This is a genomic window from Streptomyces sp. NPDC007808 (assembly GCF_042868655.1).
GTDB lineage: Bacteria > Actinomycetota > Actinomycetes > Streptomycetales > Streptomycetaceae > Streptomyces.
This window is the reverse complement of sequence record NZ_JBIAEQ010000005.1, coordinates 1-21,680: the sequence shown is the minus strand read 5'-3', so window position 1 is coordinate 21,680 and position 21,680 is coordinate 1. Positions and strand designations below refer to the sequence as shown.

The window sequence follows — 21,680 nt, the reverse complement described above, 5'->3', positions numbered from 1 at the left end:
GTATCGGACAGCATCGTTCGGCGTCGAGGACAGGGAAGTTTTTGATGAGTGCAGAGCGCACGAGGGAACTGACAGCACTGGTGATCGCTGCCCGCAGCGGCGAGCCGGGGGCTCAGGACGCCCTGGTCGGTGCGTACCTCCCGTTGGTCTACAACGTCGTGGGCAGGGCTCTGAACGGTTCCGTCGACGTCGACGACGTGGTGCAGGAGACCATGCTGCGGGCCCTCGACGCGCTCGGCTCGCTCCGTGCCCCCGAGAGCTTCCGCTCTTGGCTCGTGGCGATCGCGATGAACCAGGTCCGGGCGCACTGGCAGGACCGCCAGTCGGCTCCGGGGGCCGTCGAGGAGGCGGCGGAGCTCGCGGATCCGGGTGCCGACTTCGTGGACCTGACCATGGTGCAGCTCCAGCTGTCCGGCCAGCGGCAGGAGACCGCACGCGCCACCCGCTGGCTGGAGCCGGACGACCGGGGGCTGTTGTCGCTGTGGTGGCTGGAGTGCGCCGGTGAGCTGACCCGCGCCGAGGTCGCGGCCGCTCTGGAGCTGTCGCCGCAGCACACGGCGGTCCGGGTGCAGCGGATGAAGGCGCAGCTGGAGGCGGCCCGGGTGGTGGTACGGGCGCTCGACGCACAGCCGCCGTGCGAGGAACTGCGGGGCGTGCTGGCGGCCTGGGACGGCCGGCCGTCGGCCCTGTGGCGCAAGCGAATAGCCCGGCATGCCCGCGACTGTGTCCGTTGTTCCGGTTTGTGGAGCGGACTGATGCCGGCTGAAGGGCTCCTGGCCGGTCTCGCGCTGGTCGCGGCGACGCCCGGCCTCCTGGAGGGAGTGCTGGGTGCCGCCGATCCGATGGCCCCGGTCGGCTCGGCCTCCCCGCTGACCGAGTCCGTGAGTCATTCAGGTGCGGGGACGGGTGCGGGTGCCGATGCCGGCGCGGGTGCGGGTGCGGGGCGGGGGTCCGCGCACGGTCGTCCGGTCTCCCGTGGAGAGGCCCGTCGGCAACGGCGTGTCCGGCGCCGGGCCGTCGGAGGTGCCGTGGTGGCGCTCTGTGTGGCGGGCGGCGGACTCTGGTATCTCGACACCGACCCCGACCCCGGCACCGGAACCGTGGAGCCCGCCACCGCGCGGACGGCGGGCGCCCCTGTAGCGGACAGCTCGGAATCCAGCGCCGTCGAGACCTCCCCGTCGGCGTCGAAGTCGCCCTCTCCGTCCGCCTCCCCGTCGAAGAAGGCGACCCCTTCCAAGACGCCCCGGCCGTCCAAGAAGTCCACGCCCACCTCCCGCCCGTCGACCCGTCCGAACCGGAGCGCACCCAGCGCGCCCCCGGTGCAGTCGGCCCCGACGGACACCGTCGGGCAGGTGGTCGCGCTGGTGAACGAGGAACGGGCGGACGCCGGGTGCGGACCGCTCGCGCAGGACGCGCTGCTCAACAAGGCAGCGCAGGGCCACTCCGCGGACATGGACGCCCGCGACTTCTTCGACCACACCAACCCGGACGGCGCCGACCCCGGGCAGCGCATCACCGCGGCCGGCTACCGCTGGTCCACATACGGGGAGAACATCGCCCAGGGGCAGCAGACGCCGGAGGCGGTGATGGACTCCTGGATGAACAGCCCCGGTCACCGGGCCAACATCCTCAACTGCTCGTTCAAGGACATCGGCATCGGCATCCACAGCGGTCCCGGTGGGCCGTGGTGGACGCAGAAGTTCGGCGCCAAGCAGTGAGCGGTGTACGAGGGGCCGCGCCCGTCGGAGCATGAGCCGCTCGGCCGAGCGTGCTCAGGGGCGAGGAGCCGCGCCCTCACCGCCCGTCCGTCACGACTGCCGGATGGCGGTGACGTCGAACGACAGCGCCACCTTCTCGCCGACCATTCCCGTGCCCCCGTCGACACCCCACTCCTTGCGGTTGACGGTCGCGGTGCCCGTGAGACGGACGCGACCGGTGCTCGCGGCACCGCTCGCGGTGTCGGTCAGCCGGAAGTCCACGGTGACCGGCTTGGTGATGCCCCGCACGGTCAGGTCCCCGGTGACCTTGAAACCGGTCTCGTCGACCTGCTCCACCCGCGTCGAGACGAAGGTGATCGTGGGGTGGCCGACGGCGTCCAGGAAGTCGGTGCCGCGCAGATGGTCGTCGCGCTTGGCGTTGCGGGTCTGGACGCTTGCGGCCCGGATCGTGAGCTGCACGGTGCACTTCGAGGGGGTGGCGCCGTCCAGGTGCGCGCGCCCTTCGAACACGTCGAACTGCCCGCGCACCTTGCTGATCATCATCGCCCGGGCGGTGAAGCCGATGCGGGTGCGGGTGGTGTCGAGGACGTAGTCGCCGGTCAGTGCGCTGAGCTGGGTGGTCGTCGTCATGCTTGATCGCTCCAGGAAGGTGCGGGCGGAAGCCGCCTGCGGGATGGTGTCGGTCTCGGCGGTACGACGACGCAGCGCCGCAGAACGTGAGGTGAAGCCGCGACCTCACTTTCCGCGCGGCTGCCTCGTCGAACCGGGGAGAGCGGACGCGAACCAGGGAGCCCACGCCACCATGACCACCCCATCCCCTTCCCCGTCCCGGCCGGGAGACGGCACACACGATCCCGACCTGAGCGTGATCATGCGGGAGCGGCGGCAGCTGATCAATGTCGCCTACCGGCTCCTGGGCTCCCTGGCCGAAGCCGAGGATGTCGTACAGGAGGCCTACACCCGCTGGTACGGCATGTCCCAGCAGCAACGGGAAGGCATCGACTCTCCCGGTGCCTGGCTCACGACCGTCACCAGCCGCATCTGTCTCGACCTGCTCGGCTCGGCACGGGCCAGGCGCGAGCACTACGTGGGCGAATGGATCCCGGAACCACTGCCCGACGGCACCCAGTGGATGAACGGGAGGTCCTCCGGCGCCACCGTCGACCCGGCCGACCGCATCACCCTCGACGAGTCGGTCAACATGGCCTTCCTCGTCGTGCTCGAATCGATGACGCCGGCCGAGCGCGTGGCGTTCGTCCTGCACGACGTCTTCCGCTACTCCTTCGCCGAGGTGGCCGAGATCGTCGGCCGTACGCCGGCGGCCTGCCGCCAGCTGGCCTCATCGGCCCGCCGGCGGATCCGCGCGGCCCAGCCGTCCGCGGTCTCGGCGCCCCGGCGCGCCGGCATCGTCAAGGCGTTCAAGCAGGCTTGGGAAGCCAAGGACATCGACGCGCTCATCGGCCTGCTGGCCCCCGACGCCACGGCCACCGGTGACGGCGGTGGCATCGTCCCCGCTGCCCTGCACCCCGTCGCGGGAGCCGAGCAGGTCGCGCGGTTCTTCGCGGACCGGGCGAAGGCGGTGCCCGACGTGGTGGTCGTCGAGTGCACGGTCAACGGTCAGCCCGGCCTGGTGGCCCAGTTGGACGGCGTCGCCGTGTCCGTGCTGGCGTTCGACATCGCGGACGACCGGATCCAGCGGATCTGGGCGGTGCTCAACCCGGAGAAGCTGCGCCCATGGACGGCGGCCTGACCCGCCGTCCCCACCGGGGCGTCCGGCGAAGCGGGTCGCGGTCACGCCTCGTCGCGCACCCGCAGCACCACCTTGTTCAGCCCCCACAGGGCGATTCCGATCGCCAGCAGCACACCGGCCCGGATGTAGACCTCGGCGGGCCGGTCGGACAGCGGGCTGGCCAGGATCAGGGAGGTGAGGGCACCGAGCACCGGCAGTACGGTCGGCGTACGGAAGTGCCGGTGCTCGACGCGGTCACGGCGCAGCACCAGGACGGCGATGTTGACCACCGCGAAGACGCACAGGAGCAGGAAGGCCGTGGTGTCACCGAGGCCCTCGATCTCCCCGGTGGACACCAGCCCGATGGCGAGCAGCGAGACGAAGACGATGCCGACGACGGGCGTGCGGCGCCGGGGGAGCACCCGGCCCATGGCCCGCGGCAGAATCCTTTCGTTGGCCATGCCGTAGCACAGACGCGACGCCATCATGATGTTGATCAGGGCGGAGTTGGTGACCGCGAACAGGGCGATCAACGCGAACAACTTGGGCGGGAAGTCGAGTCCGCCGGCCTTGACGACCTCCAGCAGCGGGCCACTGGAGCCTTCCAGTACGCGGTGGTCGACGAGCAGCGAGGAGACGAGGGCGACCAGGACGTAGAGGGTGCCGGTGACGGCGACGCCGATGAAGATGGCCCGCGGGAACGTCCGTACCGGATCCTTGGTCTCCTCGGCCATGTTGACGGAGTCCTCGAAGCCCACGAAGGCGAAGAAGCCGAGGGCCGTCGCCCCCAGCACACTGGTCATCAGCGCGAAGCCGGTGCCCTCCGCCTGGAAGTCGCCGAGCCGCGAGGGCTCACCGTCACCGGACAGGACGGCCCAGGCGCCGATCGTGAGGATGATGAGCAGACCCGTCAACTCGACCACCGTGAGGACCACGTTGGTCTTCACCGACTCCGACACACCCCGTAGGTTCAGGGCTGCCAGGGCGAGGATGAACAGGATGGCGACGAGGGTGGGCGGGAAGAAGCCGGTGAACTCCGCGAGGTAGTCGCCGCTGAACGCGCGGGCCGCCGCGCTCGCCGAGGACAGCCCGGAGCACATGACCATGAAGGCGACGATGAAGGTGAGGAACGGGACCCGGAACGCCTTCTGGGTGTAGAGCGCCGCGCCGGCCGCCTTCGGGTACTTGCCGACGAGTTCGACGTACGAGGCCGCTGTCAGGACGGCCACGACGAAGCCGATGGCGAACGGCAGCCACAGCGCCCCGCCGACCTTGCCGGCGACCTTGCCGGTGGTGGCGTAGATGCCGGTGCCGAGGATGTCCCCGATCACGAACAGGATCAGCAGCTTGGGACCGATGGCCCGCCGCAGCGGGGTGTCGTCGTCCCGTCCCTCCGCGGTGGCGGCGGCATCACTTCCGGTGGCATCACTTCCGGTTGCGGACACGAAGGCTCCCCCTGAGCGTCGACCACGGAACAGAACACGTCTCGCATGCCCACCGGGACGGTGAGCTGAAACCGGTGCGGCGCCGGCCGACGGACCGCTGCCCGTCAGCGCGGCCCGTGCCGGTGAGGCCCTGGCGGTTCGCCGACGCCGCATCGCCGCTCCCGCCGGACGGCCAGGACCCAAGGGCCACGAGTGCAGGGCGTTTTGAACGCCGCCAGGAGACAGGCCGCCCGTGACCGCTCGCCTTCGTCGGCCCGTCGAGGGGCCCGCGACGATCAGACCTGCGCCGGAAACCTTGGGGTGCGGCCCCGACGCGGAGGCGGGCGCGTGCCCGTAGACCGACAGGAGCGGTTGCGCGGCGACTGGACCGCGGCCGGCAACCCCCGATCGTTCCGAGGATCCTCATGCAGCCCACGACAAGCCCACCGGACGGCAGTGCCCGCCAGTACGACCGAACGGTGACCGGTGCGCCGGCGGACGTGTCGCCGGCGGCAGGCGGCTCTTCCGTTCCCGAGACCCCCGCGGCCGGCCCCTCCGGCACCCGGGCACGACGCTCCACCGCCCGGCGCGCGCTGCGGGAGCTCTCAGTGCCTCGCCGTACCCAAGTCCCTCACGACCTGGGCAAGCGCCCGGACGGGGGCGAACTCGGTGTCGCTGCGCCAGACCAGGCCCCAGCGCAGGCCTGGCCAGTCGTGAATGGGCAGATAGACGATGTCGGGGCGGGCGTGGTACCGGGTGACGTGGGCGCCCAGGCTGTGGATGACGTCCCCGGCGCCGACCTGGGTGAACACGTCGTCCAGGCTCTTGATGACCGGGCTGTGGCGTTCGATCGGGCGGCCGCTGGGGGTTTGGAAGGGCGTGAAGGCGTCCGCCCAGTAATCGGGTCCGTCCGGGCCCTGCCAAATGCCGAAATCGCCGAAGACCTCCAGGGAGACCGACGGCCGCACGGCCAGTTCGTGGTCGTGGGCGACGAGTGCCACCGCGTGCTCGGTGTAGAGGACCGGTCCCACCGTGAGGTCGGGCTCCTCCACGGGCAGCCAGGCGACCAGGACGTCGATTTCTCCCCGCCGCAGCGGGCCGAACGCGTCGACGAACGGGTTGTGCCGTATGCGCAGGGCCCACTGCGGGTGGCGGGCGCGGAACGCCTCCCAGTAGGGCCGTAGATCGTGGGCGTTGCTGGGCAGCATGCCCACGCGTACCACCTCGGTGGTGCCCCGCGCGGCGAGCCTCGCCCGCTCCACGCTCTCCTGTAGCCCCCGGTAGACCGGCAGCAGGTCCGCGCGCAGTTGCTCGCCCAGCGGGGTCAGCCGCACGTTTCGGCTGTTGCGCTCGAACAGCCGCGCCCCGACGCCCCGTTCCTGCTTCTTGAGGGCCTGGCTGACCCGGGCTTGCGACACGTGCAGCCGTTGGGCCGCCCTGCCGAAATGAAGCTCTTCCGCAAGCGTCAGGAAGATCTCGATGTCCCTCAGCTCCACCCGTCCCGTCCCGTCCCCCTCGGTGCCATGACGACGCACCACGATCCATAAGCGGCCGGTTATCCGGCCTTTCGTGATCTCCCGTTGATCCCCCTCCAGCCAGGCGAAATGCTGAAGGGCAGGCCGGACGACCACTCGGCGATCAAAGTAAACACAAGGGGGCGGCGACATGTCACAGGCCATCAGGCAGACCGTGAGCTGGGATGGGCGGGGGAACTGGGCTCTGAGCGGCGGCGCGGACGGTGGGCTTTCGCGAGCGGGGCTGCACCGGATGCGCGAGGTGCTTGCCGGTTACGTCGAGTCCGGGGCGGTTCCCGGACTGGTCGCCCTGGTCGGCAGGGGCGACCAGGTGCACGTCGAGGCGTTGGGCACCCTGCATGCGGCTGGTCGATCGGATGCTCGATCGGATGGCCCTTCGGGCGGCGGATCGGACGGCGCACTCCACGGTGGATCGGAGGGCGGACCCACGGACGGCGGTGGGGCCGGCAGGGAGGCGGGCGGCCTCGCCGGCCCTGCACGCGGTGACCGACGCCCTGGGGGCGCTCCGGGTGGTGCGCCCATGCGTCGGGACACCCTCTTCCGTATGGCCTCACTGACCAAGCCGGTCACGGCCGCGGCGGTGATGATCCTGGTCGAGGAGTGCCGGCTGCGACTGGACGACCCGGTCGAGACCTGGTTGCCCGAGCTCGCGAACCGGCGAGTGCTGACGCGGATCGACGCCTCGTTGGACGACACCGTGCCCGCCCGGCGCTCGATCACCGTGCGCGATCTGCTGACCCTGACCTTCGGTTTCGGTCTGGTGCCGGCTCCGCCGGACACGTACCCGATCCAGGTCGCCGTCCGGGAGCGGGGCGTCATCGGTGACGGGACCGCGAACTGGCCGACGGTCGGACCGGACGAATGGATCAAGCAGCTGGGCGCCCTTCCGCTGATGTACCAGCCCGGCGAACGGTGGCAGTACCACGTCGGCTCCGACGTGCTCGGGGTCCTGGTCTCGAGAGTGGCGGGCCGATCCTTCGGGGAGTTCCTGCGCGAGCGGCTGTTCGAGCCACTGGGGATGGTGGACACCGGGTTCCACGTGCCCGCCGACCGGATGCACCGGCTCCCCACCAGCTATGCCCACGACCCGGAGACCGGCGAGCTCACGACCTGGGACGAGGCCGTCGGCGGTAAGTACAGCCGGCCGCCGGTGTTCGAGGCCGGTGGTGACGGTCTGGTCTCCACCGTCGACGACTACCACGCGTTCCACCGCATGCTGCTGAACAAGGGGAGGCACGGAGGCGAGCGCGTCCTCTCCCGGGCCTCGGTCGAGCTGATGACCATGGACCACCTGACGCCGGAGCAGAAAGTCGAGAAGGACCAGTTCGGCGACCTCTTCGGACGGCACGGGGGTTACGGCTTCGGCATGGCGGTGCGCACTCATCGCCGTGACCTCGCGTCCGTGAAGCAGTTCGGGTGGGACGGCGGCCTGGGCACGACGGCGTACACCGACCCGGCGGAAGGGCTCACCGGGATTCTGCTGACGCAGACGGCCATGGACTGCGCGGACACCCCCCGACTCCACCAGGACTTCTGGACCACCGTCTACCGGACACTCGACGACTGACCATAGGCGGGTCCCCGGTCGGTAAACGAGTGTTCGGTCCAGTGAACAATCGGGCGGCGCGTCCTCGACCCACTCAGCCGCGTGGGCGCGGCGCTCTGCGTGGGCAGCTCGGCTGTGTTCAGGCGGCGTGCGCGGGCGGCGCAGCTGGCGAAGACGGGACTCACCAACCGGCAGATCGCCCAGCAGTTGTTCGTGACGACGAAGACCGTGGAAGTGCACTTGTCCGCCGCGTACCGCAAGTTGGGCATCAACCACCGCAGCCAGCCGGCCACCGTCGATCTCGCCGCCGGGGCTTGAGGTACTTCTCCCGTCCAGGCGAGTACCGATCACTCTCGGCGGCTGACAGGGCATCAAGAACACTCGAATCGCACCGTACGAGCGATTCGTGGAAGGAAGTGTTCATGACTGCGATGCGTGGCCCACCCCGCAGGCGAGGCTTCCGCATCATCATCGGCTGGCGAATGCCGCGCTGGTGATGATGGCGGTCCCCGCGCTGACCATGCGACCGAGACGTCCCGCCGCAGGCACTGGGCCGGGACGAAGGGAAGAAGGAAGCGGGACGGGGCTGGGACGAGGAGTCCTTCTTCGCCGAAGTGCCCAAGGACGGCGTCGCCCGGCCGTGAGCGACCGGCGGTGCCTCCGGTGGACGAGCCGCTCCCTGCCGAACCCGACGCGGTACGGGTTGCCTTGCCCGGTCAGGTGGCGCCTAGCCATCCGGACGACGTGGCACTCACACCCGGGGACGCGGAATCAAGGCTCGCGGCGCCGTGCGTCGCTGTGCTGACGGACGCGCTCGGTGTGGCCGGTGATGGTGTCGATGCGGGCGGCGAGCTCCGGATGGGCGGGGCGCAGGTGGTGCTGGGCCTCGGTCAGGGGGCCGACGAGATGGGCCGCGTCGTCGGCGGCGAGAGCCTCGTCGATGCGGCGGATCAAGGGGCGGGCCGCGGTGGGCAGATCCGTGAGCGCCGTGATCTCGCCGGCGAGTCGGCGCAGACCGGCGGCGTTGTCACGGGCCCAGCTGGTGACCGAGCGGTCGGCGGCTCGGCGGTCGCGGGTGGCTTTGACGCGCTGCTCGCCGGTGGTGCCGGCGGCACCGGGACGCAACCGCAGATAGCGGCGCTCCGCCGCCTGGCGGCTGGCCACGCCCAGTGGCCCGGCGAGATCCGCCCAGCTCGCGCCGGCTTCCCGGGCGGTTTCGATCAAACCCGTCTCCCAGCCCGCGAGCCGTTCGCGCACCTCGCGCAGCAGCAACAAGGAGGCCAGGACCTGGTCCGGCCCCGGCTCCGTGCCGGGCGGCTCGTCGGCGGGCGCGGTGTGGGCGGCGTGGACGGCCTCGTCGATGGCGCTCAGGGCCGCGGCCGCGGCCAGGAACGAGGCGGGGCCGGGCCCTTTACCGTCGGGCGGGCCGCCGCAGGTGGGCCGGTCGGACCGTTCGGCTGCTGCCATGAGACCTCCAGGCGAGCTTCGTCATCCTTTCGACGACATTCCATTTGTCATCGTTCCGATGACATGTTACAACGGAGTCAACGTGAAGCGCATTGGCAGGTACTGCCGGAAGCACTGGAGGTGTCCACCGATGTTGATGCGCACCGACCCGTTCCGTGAACTCGACCGTCTCACCCAGCAGCTCCTCGGTACGTCCGGCACATGGTCACGGCCCGCCCCGATGCCGATGGACGCGTACCGAGAGGGCGACGAGTACGTGATCGCCCTCGATCTGCCGGGTGTCTCACCGGACGCCATCGACATCGACGTCGAACGGAACATGCTGACCGTGAAGGCGGAGAGGCGCCCGGTCACGAAGGCCGACAGCGTGCAGATGGAGCTGTCCGAGCGTCCCCTCGGCGTCTTCTCCCGCCAGGTCATGCTGGCCGACACGCTGGACGTCGATCACATCAAGGCCGACTACGACGCAGGTGTCCTGACGCTGCGGATCCCGATCGCCGAGCGAGCCAAGCCGCGCAAGATCTCGATCAGCGCCACAGGCACCGAGCGCAAGGAGATCAGCGGCTGACCGACGCCTGCTGATCCCGACCGGTACGCGCAGGGCCGGCCCCGCTTCGCCTCGGCCGGCCCCGCACGCCCTGCCGTCGAAAGGGGGCATGGTGCACATGCGATGGGACGCGTTCCTCGACGCAGTCGCCGAACGCGGCGAGTACCCCTCACAGCAGGAGGCGGACAGGGCCGCCCGCGTCGTTCTCGCCCTGCTCGGCGCCCACCTCGTGGGCGGGGAGCGAGCCGAACTCGCCGCCCGGCTGCCCGAGACCTACGCCGTCATCCTGCTGAACCCCCTCCAGGCCGCAGAGCCGCTGGACCCCGAACGGTTCGTGCGCGCCACCGCCGCCTGGATCGAGGGAGCCACCGAAGAGACCGCGAAATGGGACGTCGGCGCCGTCCTCAGCGTGGCCGCCGAGGCCGCGGGCGAGGACCTCATGCGCCGCATCCTGCTCCAGCTTCCCCCTGACTACGACCTGCTGTTCGGCGCGCCGCAGCAGGCATGAGCCGTCAGCATCAGGCGCCCATGACTCCGTGATCCGCACACACCCGCACCGGAAAGGCAACCCGCCACCGATGTTCCCCGAGCCCGAAGCCGCCCGCACCAAGCCGGTCATGACCTACGACCAGCTGCTGGAGAAGGTGCGGTACGAAGGCGCGTACCCCACTCGTGAAAGGGCCGAGGCCTCCGTTCGTCACGTCCTGTCCGCACTGGGCCGCCAGGTCACCGGCGACGAACGCGTCGAACTCGCCGCCCGGCTGCCCTTCGAAGCGGCCCGCATCCTCACCGCTCAGATCCCCGCCACCGAACACCTCACCGGCTGGGCCTTCGTGAAGGACCTCGCCGCGCGCACCGGCGGCACCCCGGCCACCGCCCGCTGGGACGCCGGCACCGTCCTCACCCTGGTCGCCCAGCTGGCCGGCCCCGACCTCGTCACCCGTGTCATCGCCCAACTCCCCCCGGGTTTCGCCCTCCTCTTCGGCAAGGCCGAACTGACTCAGGCAGCCTGACCTCACCCGGGTTCCGCAGCGCCCGGCCTCGGCCTCATGGCCCGAGGCCGGGCATCCCGATCGCATCGACGTCTCGCACGGGCGCCTTGTGTCGTGCCGCACAGAAATGTTCGTGCCGAACGACAGGCGTTAGCGGGTAAGCGAAAAACGACCCGTTCCGTCAGATGTATGTGAGGGAGGTGTCGGGCGGTGGATCGGCCCGACCGTAGAGACTACGCACTGGACATGATCGACTGGCTGCTGGAAATGACCTCGTTGCGAGAGTTCCTGCAGCACCTGGTCGACGACGCCGTCAGCGCTTCGGGCGCCGACGGCTGTGGCGTGACCATCGAGCGACACCGGCGCCCGCTGACCGTCGTCAGCACCGGCGGCGTCGCGGACAAGCTGGACGAGAAGCAGTACGGCCAGGACGACGGACCCTGTCTTCAGGCATTGCGGACCGGCGAGACCGTGCACGTACCGGACGTGCTGGAGGAGCCCCGGTGGGGGACCTATCCGCGGTTCGCGGCCGACCTGGGCATCCGCTGCTCGCTGTCCGTACCGATCCCCGTGCGCAGCCACACGGCGGGCGCGCTGAACTTCTACGCCTGCGGCCCCCACGCCTTCCGCGAGGAGGACCGCCGGATACTGGCCCTGTTCGCCGCACAGGCAGGCGGCGGGATCGCCCTCGCGCAGCGACTGGCCGACGCGGAGGACTTCACCCGCGAACTGCAGACCGCGCTCGCCTCCCGCAGCGTGATCGACCAGGCCATCGGCAGCGTCATGCAACAACAGCAGTGCACCGCGGAGCAAGCCTTCGACCTGCTGCGCCGACTGTCCCAGCAGACCAACCTCAAGCTCCGCGACGTCTGCACCCGCCTGCTCACGGGCATCGCCGGCACGCCCCCCGGCGAACGCACACCTCTGCGGCCCAGGCCGTGACGCGAGGGCGCGTGCCGGCTGTCCCCGCGACCGGCGAGCGGGGCGCCCCGGGGCGCGGCGGAAGAAGGCGTCAGGGCCGTCCCCCTCGTGGCGTCAGTGCTCGTCTGCGGAGCACCACGGTCGATGGCATCTTGTGACAACCTGCCCGGAAAGCATGATGCTCGGTCAGACTGGTGCGATGAGTGAACCTGGCGTCCGCTGCTTCGGCGAAGAGGTGTTCGCCGCCCTTGAGGTCTGGCAGAAGAACAACAGATGCGTGCTGACCCTCGCGGAGGTCCTGCCGGACGGTGGCAGTGGGGCTCGGCTGGCGCTCTGCTATCACACCGGGGACGCCCGGCACCCCGTGCACAAGCTGCTCTTGAAGCTCTGTGCACCCGAGGAGGGCGCGGTCGACGAGCCCCATGACTTGGAGGCCGCCTGGAGTTGCGGGCCCGCCTACTCCCGAGGAGCGGAGCCGTTCGTGTTCCCCGACCGTCGTCTGGTCCGTCAGGAATACCCGCCCTTGCGGATCGGGGACACATGGCTGATGTTCCTGCGTATCGCGATCGACGGACGCCGGGGATACGAGCTGAGTCCGCTCGACCGTATGACCTCGCCCGACGCACGGCGACAAGTCGCTGCCGCCGTGATCCGGTCGGTGCTGACGGAGTGGAATCCGGACCCGCGGGCCGATCACCGGATGACGGGCATCGGCTTCCTGCGCAACGCCCTGGGCCACCGCGCGGACAGCGGCGCGCTCAACGCGGCGGCGGCCCGACTGCTGGGTGGGGACGCGGGGCGTCCCTGGATCAGGGTGACCGGGCACGAGGACAGGCTGCCCAACCCCTTTCTGCTGTCGGAACATTCGGTGCTGAACGGTCTGAAGCCCCCCACGGTCTCTCTGGGCCGAGCCCACTACGACCTGCACCCCGGCAACATCCTGGTGGAGACGAAACCTGAACTGGTGCCGGAGGAACACCGCCTGGTGGACCTCTCGCGCTTCACACCCGCCGGGGTACTGACTCGTGATCCCGTACATCTCATGCTCTGCCTCGTCAGCGACTTCCTGGAGCACCTCAGCGAAAGGTCGCGGCAGGAACTCATCGAGGTGCTCGTCAGCGACTGGGCGAAGAAGCCGGACATGGGGATGCTGCCCGGAGCGCTCGCCTCGACGCTGACGTCGCTGATGTCCGCCCCGGACTCATGGCGTTCGTACCGGGGCAGGGACTACACCCTCACCGACTGGCACCCGCAGTACCTCCTCGCTCTGCAGGCGGGCGCCTTGATGTTCGTCACCCGCGACAGGTGGGCCGCCGAACACCGTTGGTTCCTGCACCTGGCCGCCCGGGCCTGCGCCGCGTTCGTCCAAGTGGCCAGGCCCGTCACCGAGCCCCAGGAGGCAGAACACGACCGGCCTTCCGGTACGAGGCACGGCGCTGCGCCGCAGCCGGCCCTCGCGGAAGTGCAGCGGCCCCCCGCGGAGGCGCAGCCGGCCGCACCGGCCGCGGCGGAGGACGAGCCGACCCACAGCGAGTGGCTCGACGCGCTCCTGGCGTTTCCCGATCTGCACCGGCTCGACTACCGCTTCGACCTCCTGCAGTTGATGGGTCAACACCTTCGACTGCCGTCCGCCTTCGAGGTGGAATCGCGCAGCTCTACTCGCCCGCACCTCCTGCAGATCGTCATGAAGTGCAGCCGGTACGACTCCCAGGGCCGGGCCTTCGGCGCGCTGTACAACTCGATGACCGAACTCGTACCGTACGACCGCGCGCTGGAACGTCTGAGAGAGCTCGTGGCACGGACCGCCGGCGGCTGGCAGGACAACTAGGACGGCTGGGCGAGGCAGACAGGGCGTGTACGCGACTGGGCGAGGGTGGACGGCCAACCGCGCGGAACGAGGGGGGAGCTCGGATGGGACGGCACCGTTCCTGTCGTTGCCGGTACAACACCTGCTGACGGAACTCCTCCTCGACTGCAGTGACGTCGCTGTCCCGGAATTCCGCTACGACCTGCTGGAACTGATGAGCACCCCGGGCACGGAGGCCGAGGGGTTCGGCGCCGGCGTGGCCGCGCGGCAGTCGGCGCGCCAGCACGTCGGCAAGATATTGAGCGCGGTCAACGAACACCCCGATCCCACGGTCGTCCTGCGGAACCTGTGCACGGCGCTGAGTCAGTTGGCGGGCCCGTCCCGGGTCCTGCCCTGGATCGAACTCGTCGTGCTGGTGCTGACGGAGGACGAGACGCCGGTCGCCGACCTGGTGCTGCGCACCGTGCGGTTACTGTGGCGGGACGCCGAACGATCGATGCCACCGAGCCGCGTGATGCGGTGCGCGGCGCGTTGCTCCGTCACCACATCCACCGGTGAGCGGCCGACCTTGTCCACCACGCTGTTGCGGCTCGTGGACCGGCACGGAGCCGACCGATTGAGCACCCTGGGGCTGTTCCTGGCCGGCGTCGCGGACGAACTCTCCGACTCCGCCCCGGCCCTGGCCCACGAGCTGACGAAGATCCTGGGGGAAGCGCGCCTGGTCACTCGGGCACAGCACGGGGCCCGCGCCCCGGCCGGCAGCCGGCTGATCGTCCAGATCCGTATCGAACCCCAAGGACCCGCCCACCTCGACGCCGAGCACCTGCTGCTCCGTGCCGCGTACTACTGGCAGGAGCGGCCCGGGGCCGACCTGCAACCCGCCGGAGTCCTCGCCCAGCCCGCGGTCGTGCCCCGCGGGGAGTTGACCGCCAAGGAACTCGCGGATCTCGTCGGCTGGGAGCAGCTGACCGCGGACGTGGGCCGAGCCGCAGGCAATGTCCGCTTCGAGGTTCTCCTGCCACTGGAACTACTCGGCTACGAGGCGGAGTTGTGGAAACTGGACCCGAACGAGACCCCATTGGGGCAGCACTTCCCGGTCGTCGTGCGCTCGCTGGAGCGCTATCGCAGCCGCTACATGAACGCGGCACCGTGGCGTCACCGGTGGGACCGCCTGATGGACAGCCTCGCGCCGCAGACGGGAGACCGCGACGGAAACACCGTCGTGGACACAGCGGCGAGCGACGGCACGACACGGCAGGGTGAACCGGCAAAGGACTGCGACGCACTCGCCGGGATCCAGTGGCCGGTGCGGGAACTGCAGTCGCCCGCCGACCTGGCCGCTTGGTTGCTGAAGAACCCTGACGTCGCCTGCCTGGGCCTGATCGCCCCCTACGACGAGCTTCACCCCGACGCGCGCACAGCGGTCAAGGACGCCCTCTTCATGGAGGGCGTACCCGTCCTGTTGTGGCGCCGCACCTCTGGTGATCACCAGGAGCTGGTCAGCGCGTTGCGCCGCTGCCACACGATCTCCCTGCCGGAACTGCCGGAAGCGGTCCTCTGGGTCCGCAGAGAAAGCCGTCACCGTCCCCAGGACGACGTCGGCCGCCACATCACGCTGCTGTGGGACGACCCGTACTGCGTGCACACCGCACAGGACTCGCTTTTCGAGGGGATGACATGACCAGCGAACCGCAGGCGCCCGCGCGGGGCCCGCAGTGGTGGATCTACCGGGGCGTGGGCGTGCCTCACCGGGGCATCGAGGAATTGCCCGAAGCACCCGCGTGGCGGAGGTTCGACGGGGCGCGACGCACCTCGGCCGACCACGCGGCCCTGCCCGAGCCCCCACCGGAACCCGCTGACGGTGCGACGGCACGCAGGCTGGGACGGACGGGCCAGGCGGCGGCCGCGGCGGACGACAACGAGGTCCATCTGGTCAACCTGGCGCTGCACCTGCGCCGCCCCCTGCTGGTGACGGGCAAGCCCGGTGTGGGCAAGTCCACGCTGCCGTACGCGGTCGCGCATGAACTGCAGCTCGGCCCGGTGCTGAAATGGCCCATCACCAGCCGTTCCACGCTCCGTGACGGCCTGTACTCCTACGATGCGATCGGCAGGCTGCACGACGCCGGGATCCGCAGCGGCACGAGCGTGGTGGAGCAGCGTCTCAACCGGAGGACCGCTCCTGACATCGGCCACTATCTGCGGCTGGGTCCGCTGGGCACGGCGCTGCTGCCGTGGCGCTACCCGAGGGTGCTGCTGATCGACGAGATCGACAAGGGCGACATCGACCTTCCCAACGACCTGTTGAACGTCTTCGAGGAAGGCGAGTTCGAAATCCCCGAACTGGCGCGGCTGGGCACCGGAGCGCAGAAGGTCATGACCGCGGACCCGCACCGCATGGCCACCGTGACCGCAGGCACGGTGCGCTGCGCCCAGTTCCCCCTCGTGATCCTCACCAGCAACGCCGAACGGGAGTTTCCCTCCGCCTTCCTTCGTCGGTGTCTGCGGCTGGAGATGAGCGCCGCCAGTCCCAAGCGTCTGCGTGCCCTCGTCGAGGCACACCTGCGCGAGGACGGGGCGACACCGTGGGCCGGTATGGACGAGGCGATGGACGAACTCATCGAGGAGTTCACTCGCCGGCAGAACGAGGAAGGGGCGGACCTCGCCAACGACCAACTCCTCAGCGCCCTGCTGATGGCGGGCAGAGGACTGTGGCCCCAGAACCGCCGACTGGTCGAGAACGTCCTGCTGCGACCCATGAACCAGGGCTGACCGGCCATGCCCGATCCACAACTGCGGGCCATCCTGGCCGGGTTGCTCAATCCCACCGGGGACGGGCCGCTCCCCGAGGAGATCGTCGACGTGTTGTGGATCGCCCACGTCGCGGGCCTCTACGACGACGCACCGCCGGAGGTGCCCACGACCCGCTTGGCCACCCTGGCCGACCGGTCCACCCAGGAGACGGTCCTCGCACCGGGGCAGAGCACCTCGACCGGCGACACCGAACCGCCCCCACCGACCGGGCCTTCACCGATCCGGCCGAACGCCGACACCGGCCGGGGCCGCGGTCGCCGGCGACGGAACGCCCCTCAGCCGGAAGCGCACTCGAACGCCGATGCGCCCGCCCGGCGAGACGGGAGCGCTACGGCTGGAAGGCGAACGGATCCGACGCCTGGGACCGCAGGGCGCCCCGGGCGACCCGCCCCGCCACCACCCACACGCGTGCAGACAAGGCCAGCCGTCATCGGGGACCCACCCGCGGCCGTAACCAGGCGACCGCCCCCGGACGATCCGACCGGCACCACGACGCAGGAGCCCCCGCGGGATCCCGGTAGCGGAAGAGAACCACTCACGACGCACACCGGTGCCGCCGCGCCGCCGTCGCACCCGCCTGCGGCGGACACCGGCCGCGCCGTCCCGGGCCCCCATCCGGACGCGGCCCCACGGCATGCCGGACCCAAGCCGTCCCTCCCCGCGGAGGGCTCCATCACGCCACCCGGTCCGTCCACTGGACGAGGTATCGCGCCCTACGACCCCGTTCCCCCCGAGAGTTCGGGCGCCTCCCCTGGCGCCTCCCGGAGCGCGCCGAAGCAGCCCCCGCCCCCCTCACACGCCCGAGCATCCGTCCATCCCATCGGCCACGGCACCATCGGAGGAGTCGGCCGCCCGGCCGACCTGGTGCATGTGCCCCGGCCCGCGGCGCTGTCCGGCAAACTCGCCCTGGCCAGGGCGCTTCGTCCGCTACGCCAGACCATCGACTCGGCACAGCTCGCACTGCTCGACGAGGAGGCCACCGCACAGGCCAGCAGCGAAGCCGGCTTCCTGCTGCCGTTGTGGCGCGCGGCCGGCCGACGGCGCTTCTCCGTCGACCTGCTGATCGATACCGGCGCGACCATGGCAGTGTGGCACCGCCTCGCGGGCGAACTGTGGACCGCCCTGGAGCGGCACGGAGCATTCGCCGAGGTCAGATGCTGGTCCCTGGCCACCGATCACCCCGCGCCCCGCCTCGCCCCCTTCCGCCGGCACCCGGGCAGGGGGGCGCAGCCCACCCCGCCCACGTCGGGCCGCTGGCAACGCCCCCTGGAACACCCGGTGGGCCGCAGACTGCTCTTCCTGCTCACCGACGGCGTCAACCCCGCCTGGTACGGCAGCGACTTGCCGGAAGGACTGGCCGAACTGGCGGCCACGCGTCCCACGGCGGCGTTACAGGTTCTGCCGCAGCACCTGTGGCATCGCACCGCCCTGCACACGACGCGGGTCGACGCACGGATCCCCGACGCCGTCAGCGAGACCCCGCACTTCCGTCCGGACGCCGTGCGCATGCCCGCCGACCTTGCCCAGCCCGGTCCGGGGGCGCGTTGGCTGCCGGTGATGGAACTCGACGGAGCCTGGCTCGCCCCGTGGGCCGAACTGCTGGCCGGCCGGGCTCCCGGCGGAGTGCGGCTGCTGGCATCCCCGCTGACATCGCGGCCGAGGCCGCTGAAACCCGGTCCCGAAGCTGCCCAGGCGCCCGCCGTATCCGCGGAGGAGCGTGTCACACGGTTTCGCGCGGGGTGTTCCGCCGGCGCCTTCCGGCTGGCCTGCCATCTGGCGGCAGCGCCGCTGAGCCTGCCCGTCATGCGGCTGATCCAGGCGTCCACGGTGCCCGAATCGGGTCAGACGGAGCTGGCGGAACTGTTCGTCTCCGGACTCCTCGAACGCCGCCGGCTCGCGGCCGACCCGGACGAGGTGGTCTACGACTTCCGCCCCGGCGTGCGGCAGCTCCTGCTCGCCGAGCTGACCCGCAGCCAGTCCCTGCACGTCCTGCACGACCTGCTGGCGAAGGTGTCGGGCCACGTGGCCGCCACCTTCGGCGGCACCTTGGACTTCCGCGCGCTGACGGCGCCGGACAGCGGCGACAGCACAGGCTCCCGGTGGCGGCTGCCGGCGCAGAGCCTGCCGTTCGCCGAAGTCGCCGTCGCCGTGCTGGGCGGTGCCGGCGTCCGGCATCGCGGCGTGGCCAAGGAACTCGCCCAGGCATTGCCCGCGTCGTCTGCGCGCCCCCTCCTGGCCGAGCTCGACCGGGTGACCTCGGCCGAGGCGGAGCTTCCGCGACCCCCGGTGCCGGACGCCTCGGTACAGGTACTGGCAGCCTTCGGTGGGCAAGCGGTCCGGGCGCTGGCGGCGCTCGACCCGCCAGGGCTGCTCGCCATCGGCCGCGACGGCGGTCTGGTGCACTTGTGGGATCCGATGACCGGCCGACTGAACGACCCCCTTCCGGTCCCCGGCAGTCGGGAGATCGTGGCGCTCGCGGCCTTCCACGCGGGAGCCGACGCGTATCTGGCCGCGACGGACGATGAATCTCGCAGGCATGTGTGGCGCACCGACACCAGGCAGGGCTCCGTCGTCCTGTCCAGCACGGGCACGAGCGCCTCCCCCCATATCGGCATCCGCGTCCCGGCCAGCCCCCACCGGCTCGGCCGGCACAGCCGCGCCCGTGTCCTGGCCGCCGTGCCGACCCCGCCGACGGGAATCCTGCTGATCACGCAGGACGCGGTCGGCGTCCGCGTCGGCGGACCGGCTGGGCTGTTCGACCGAACCCTGGTGACCCGGACGGAGACCGCCCAGGCCGCCGCCGTCGTCCTGGACCGGGACGGCCGCAGTCTCCTCGCCGTCGCCGACGAGGACGGCGTGCTGAGCCTGTGGTCTCCCGCGACCGGACGTGTGGGACTCCCCATGCCGGAGCACCCAGGGGCGACCCTGGCGCTCTGCGGCTACACGGCGCTCGACGGGAACATCCGGCTGGCCGCCGCCGGAAGCGGCGCGGTCGTGTGGATCTGGGATCCCGAGACAGGGGAACCCCTGCGGCCCCTGGTCGGCCACACCGCCCCGGTTCGAGCCATCGCCCCGCTCACGCTCCCCGACGGCCGCGTGTGCCTGGTGACAGCGGGCGACGACCGGACCGTGCGGCTGTGGGACCCGGAGACGGGAACGCCGCTGGGTGAGCCGCTCCTGGGCCACGAGGCGGCGATCCTGGCCCTGGCTGTTCTCACCGCAGCCGACGGCCGGCCCAGGCTCGCCACAGGGGGACGCGACGGCACCGTACGGATCTGGGACCCGAGCGGACACACCCGACGGCTGCCCGACCCTCTGCCGAGCGACCAGGACATCCTCGCGGACGGGGAGTTCGGGCGGTGGGTCTTCCACGTGCTCGGCCTCGACGACCGCCTCCACGTCGCCTTGCTGGCCGAACTGCGCCGGCGCGGCGTCGCCATGCCGACCGCCGGGGACCCCGCCCCGGCGGAGCCGCCCGTCGAGGGCCCCGGATACCGGCGCGCCCTGCTCGGCCTGTTGCTGAGAATGTGCCGCGAACCCGACGTCACCCAGGTCTCCTGGCTGCCGTACATCTTCCTGCGAGCCCAGTCCGAAGCGGTGCATCGCCTCGCTCTGGGCACCACGGCCCCCCACCTGCTGCCTGCCGCTGCCGAACTCACCCTGCGCTGGAACGCCTACTACCGCATCAGGGGAATGTGGGCCGCAGCCTGCGACATCGTGGACGTCGCACGCCTGCATCGCGACGACCACTCGTTGGGGGCCTACCGAAGCGAACTGCTCGTCGCCGCCCAGCGGACCAGCATGCTCGTGGGAGATTTCGCCGTCGCCCATGGCCTGGGCAGTGAGGCCGCAGACGCCGCCCGGCTGCTCGGCCGTACCGACCTCGCGGCGCAGAGCGATCTGCTGATGTGCGAACTCCACCTCGGAAGGGGGGACTTCACCCAGGCACAGGCGGCTCTTCAGGCAGCAACCGTCCCGGCGCGGGAGCGGATGGGATACGCCGAGCGGCTGCTGGCACGTGCACGGATCGACCTGGCCGCGGGGCGCCTGGACGGGGTCCGAGCGGGCCTCGGCCGGCTCGCGGCGCATCTGGGCGACCCGCCGTCCTGGGAGTCGATGCAGGCGCTCGACTCCGAGACGATCGGCACCGTCCTGGCGGCGGCCGCCGGTGACCTGTTGCGCGGCTCGCTGGAACTGATCCGCGTGGAACTGCTGCCGTTCCGATTCCAGTCACCCCGCAGCGCTGTCGAGGCCGCGACCGCCGCGCTTGCCCGGCTCGGTCCCACAAGCCCTGAGGCGATTGCGGCGGGCCCGGCGCCCGCGGCTCGTCTCGACCTGTGGCTGTCGGCGTCCGAACTGCTCGTCGAGGCGCTCTTCCAGAGCGCCACCGGGGGCCCGTGGCCCTGGATGTCATACCCGTCGGACGACAGCGCGATCTCCCGAGCCGTCGAACTCCTCGATCGCATCGCTCGCCTGCGCCGCGGCGAGCGACAGCGCTTCGAGCGTCCGCACCTGCAGATCCGGATGGCGCACCTGGAGTCGTACGCGCATCTCATCGCCGGTCGCCCGGTCATGGCGTTGGAGACCCTGCAGCAGGCCCGCAACACCGTGGACGGCCTGTACGGGCAGCACGCGCCGGTCCTGCCGCGCCTGGACCTGCTGGCAGCGCGTGCCGCCCAGGCGGCGCACCGTCAGGACTACGCCCGCCGCCTCCTCGCCACGGCGCTGGAACGTCTCGACGCCCTGTACGGAAACGCCCCCCATCAGGACAGGGTCATCGCGTTGCGCGCGCACGCCGTCCTCAACGGCGTCGGCAGGGCGGACACGCAGGCCGCACACATGGCGGCGGAACTCCTGCGACGCAGCGCCAAGCGGGGCTGACACGGGAGCCCCGACCACCGCTCCGTGGGCGGGCGAGCAGGACACGGCAGTGCGGCGGCCGACCAAGGCGCCGGGCGCCTACCGACGTGTCAGTGCCGCACGTTGGGCAGGCTGTCCGTACTGCCGAGGCTGTAAGTCGTGTATAGGTGCGTGTCCGGGGAACCGTGTGTGTGCGGGACCGGGTCGGACTCCGCGTCCTCGGCTTCCTCGGCCTCGCGGGACTTGATGACCTGCTGCTGGTGCTGCTCGAAGCGGGTCTGCGCCTCGGCGTACTGGCGCTCCCACTCCTCGCGCTGCTTCTC

At 71.0% G+C, this 21,680-nt stretch carries 16 protein-coding genes and 1 pseudogene; 12 read left to right on the top strand and 5 right to left on the bottom strand.

What is annotated here, in order from left to right; genetic code table 11:
* The first annotated feature begins 44 nt into the window (after positions 1 to 44).
* Positions 45 to 1,718 (top strand): sigma-70 family RNA polymerase sigma factor, encoded by a 1,674-nt coding sequence (locus ACFYNL_RS19350; RefSeq protein WP_388804692.1) that lies wholly within the window; start codon positions 45 to 47, stop codon positions 1,716 to 1,718.
* Positions 1,719 to 1,808: 90 nt separating this feature from the next.
* On the opposite strand, the gene ACFYNL_RS19345 is transcribed toward ACFYNL_RS19350, so the two are convergent.
* Complete coding sequence (locus tag ACFYNL_RS19345) at positions 1,809 to 2,348, bottom strand: YceI family protein (protein WP_388804689.1); 540 nt, start codon at positions 2,346 to 2,348, stop codon at positions 1,809 to 1,811.
* 172 nt (positions 2,349 to 2,520) lie between these two features.
* Here ACFYNL_RS19345 and sigJ point away from each other — a divergent pair, with 172 nt between their 5' ends.
* Positions 2,521 to 3,468, top strand: a complete 948-nt coding sequence (gene sigJ / locus ACFYNL_RS19340) for an RNA polymerase sigma factor SigJ (RefSeq protein ID WP_388804686.1) — start codon at positions 2,521 to 2,523, stop codon at positions 3,466 to 3,468.
* A gap of 41 nt (positions 3,469 to 3,509) precedes the next feature.
* Here sigJ and ACFYNL_RS19335 read toward each other — a convergent pair whose 3' ends face one another.
* Both ACFYNL_RS19335 and ACFYNL_RS19330 read right to left on the bottom strand, forming a co-directional pair.
* Positions 3,510 to 4,817: an APC family permease gene (locus ACFYNL_RS19335; protein WP_388806220.1), complete on the bottom strand. Its 1,308-nt coding sequence runs from the start codon at positions 4,815 to 4,817 to the stop codon at positions 3,510 to 3,512.
* Positions 4,818 to 5,476: 659 nt separating this feature from the next.
* On the bottom strand, positions 5,477 to 6,409 hold the full coding sequence (locus ACFYNL_RS19330; RefSeq protein WP_388804683.1) for a LysR family transcriptional regulator: 933 nt from the start codon (positions 6,407 to 6,409) through the stop codon (positions 5,477 to 5,479).
* Between the two features lie 229 nt (positions 6,410 to 6,638).
* On the opposite strand from ACFYNL_RS19330, the gene ACFYNL_RS19325 reads away from it, so the two are divergent.
* Together ACFYNL_RS19325 and ACFYNL_RS19320 are read left to right on the top strand one after the other, a co-directional pair.
* Positions 6,639 to 7,973: a serine hydrolase domain-containing protein gene (locus ACFYNL_RS19325; RefSeq protein WP_388804680.1), complete on the top strand. Its 1,335-nt coding sequence runs from the start codon at positions 6,639 to 6,641 to the stop codon at positions 7,971 to 7,973.
* Positions 7,974 to 8,072: 99 nt separating this feature from the next.
* Positions 8,073 to 8,270, top strand: coding sequence for a response regulator transcription factor (locus ACFYNL_RS19320; protein ID WP_388804677.1), 198 nt, complete (start codon positions 8,073 to 8,075; stop codon positions 8,268 to 8,270).
* A gap of 453 nt (positions 8,271 to 8,723) precedes the next feature.
* On the opposite strand, the gene ACFYNL_RS19315 is transcribed toward ACFYNL_RS19320, so the two are convergent.
* A complete protein-coding gene (locus ACFYNL_RS19315) occupies positions 8,724 to 9,419 on the bottom strand; it encodes a type III effector protein (RefSeq protein WP_388804675.1) in 696 nt (231 codons plus the stop codon).
* A gap of 130 nt (positions 9,420 to 9,549) precedes the next feature.
* On the opposite strand from ACFYNL_RS19315, the gene ACFYNL_RS19310 reads away from it, so the two are divergent.
* From ACFYNL_RS19310 to ACFYNL_RS19275, 8 genes are all read left to right on the top strand, one after another.
* Positions 9,550 to 9,987, top strand: a complete 438-nt coding sequence (locus ACFYNL_RS19310; RefSeq protein WP_388804673.1) for an Hsp20/alpha crystallin family protein — start codon at positions 9,550 to 9,552, stop codon at positions 9,985 to 9,987.
* Between the two features lie 97 nt (positions 9,988 to 10,084).
* On the top strand, positions 10,085 to 10,474 hold the full coding sequence (locus ACFYNL_RS19305) for a DUF2267 domain-containing protein (RefSeq protein ID WP_388806218.1): 390 nt from the start codon (positions 10,085 to 10,087) through the stop codon (positions 10,472 to 10,474).
* Positions 10,475 to 10,544: 70 nt separating this feature from the next.
* Positions 10,545 to 10,979 carry a DUF2267 domain-containing protein gene (locus ACFYNL_RS19300; RefSeq protein WP_388806216.1) on the top strand — a complete coding sequence of 145 codons (435 nt, stop codon included), beginning with the start codon at positions 10,545 to 10,547 and terminating at the stop codon, positions 10,977 to 10,979.
* Between the two features lie 225 nt (positions 10,980 to 11,204).
* On the top strand, positions 11,205 to 11,900 hold the full coding sequence (locus tag ACFYNL_RS19295) for a GAF and ANTAR domain-containing protein (protein ID WP_388804670.1): 696 nt from the start codon (positions 11,205 to 11,207) through the stop codon (positions 11,898 to 11,900).
* Positions 11,901 to 12,078: 178 nt separating this feature from the next.
* Positions 12,079 to 13,707 carry a hypothetical protein gene (locus ACFYNL_RS19290; protein ID WP_388804667.1) on the top strand — a complete coding sequence of 543 codons (1,629 nt, stop codon included), beginning with the start codon at positions 12,079 to 12,081 and terminating at the stop codon, positions 13,705 to 13,707.
* A 106-nt stretch (positions 13,708 to 13,813) separates the two neighbouring features.
* A complete protein-coding gene (locus ACFYNL_RS19285) occupies positions 13,814 to 15,367 on the top strand; it encodes a hypothetical protein (RefSeq protein ID WP_388804664.1) in 1,554 nt (517 codons plus the stop codon).
* Positions 15,364 to 16,455 (top strand): AAA family ATPase, encoded by a 1,092-nt coding sequence (locus ACFYNL_RS19280; RefSeq protein ID WP_388804661.1) that lies wholly within the window; start codon positions 15,364 to 15,366, stop codon positions 16,453 to 16,455. Before ACFYNL_RS19285 ends, ACFYNL_RS19280 begins: the two co-directional genes overlap by 4 nt.
* Positions 16,456 to 16,461: 6 nt before the next feature.
* Positions 16,462 to 21,378 (top strand): SAV_2336 N-terminal domain-related protein, encoded by a 4,917-nt coding sequence (locus ACFYNL_RS19275; protein ID WP_388804658.1) that lies wholly within the window; start codon positions 16,462 to 16,464, stop codon positions 21,376 to 21,378.
* 89 nt (positions 21,379 to 21,467) lie between these two features.
* On the opposite strand, the pseudogene rpsA reads toward ACFYNL_RS19275, so the two are convergent.
* Positions 21,468 to 21,680, bottom strand: a pseudogene (gene rpsA, locus ACFYNL_RS19270) (30S ribosomal protein S1); the annotation flags it as partial.

Bases quoted from the DNA above. Each gene is read 5' to 3' on its own strand.
- ACFYNL_RS19350 (WP_388804692.1), top strand. From the start codon at position 45: ATGAGTGCAGAGCGCACGAGGGAACTGACAGCACTGGTGATCGCTGCC.
- ACFYNL_RS19345 (WP_388804689.1), bottom strand. From the start codon at position 2,348: ATGACGACGACCACCCAGCTCAGCGCACTGACCGGCGACTACGTCCTC.
- sigJ (WP_388804686.1), top strand. From the start codon at position 2,521: ATGACCACCCCATCCCCTTCCCCGTCCCGGCCGGGAGACGGCACACAC.
- ACFYNL_RS19325 (WP_388804680.1), top strand. From the start codon at position 6,639: ATGCGCGAGGTGCTTGCCGGTTACGTCGAGTCCGGGGCGGTTCCCGGA.
- ACFYNL_RS19315 (WP_388804675.1), bottom strand. From the start codon at position 9,419: ATGGCAGCAGCCGAACGGTCCGACCGGCCCACCTGCGGCGGCCCGCCC.
- ACFYNL_RS19310 (WP_388804673.1), top strand. From the start codon at position 9,550: ATGTTGATGCGCACCGACCCGTTCCGTGAACTCGACCGTCTCACCCAG.
- ACFYNL_RS19305 (WP_388806218.1), top strand. From the start codon at position 10,085: ATGCGATGGGACGCGTTCCTCGACGCAGTCGCCGAACGCGGCGAGTAC.
- ACFYNL_RS19300 (WP_388806216.1), top strand. From the start codon at position 10,545: ATGTTCCCCGAGCCCGAAGCCGCCCGCACCAAGCCGGTCATGACCTAC.
- ACFYNL_RS19295 (WP_388804670.1), top strand. From the start codon at position 11,205: ATGATCGACTGGCTGCTGGAAATGACCTCGTTGCGAGAGTTCCTGCAG.
- ACFYNL_RS19290 (WP_388804667.1), top strand. From the start codon at position 12,079: ATGAGTGAACCTGGCGTCCGCTGCTTCGGCGAAGAGGTGTTCGCCGCC.
- ACFYNL_RS19280 (WP_388804661.1), top strand. From the start codon at position 15,364: ATGACCAGCGAACCGCAGGCGCCCGCGCGGGGCCCGCAGTGGTGGATC.
- ACFYNL_RS19275 (WP_388804658.1), top strand. From the start codon at position 16,462: ATGCCCGATCCACAACTGCGGGCCATCCTGGCCGGGTTGCTCAATCCC.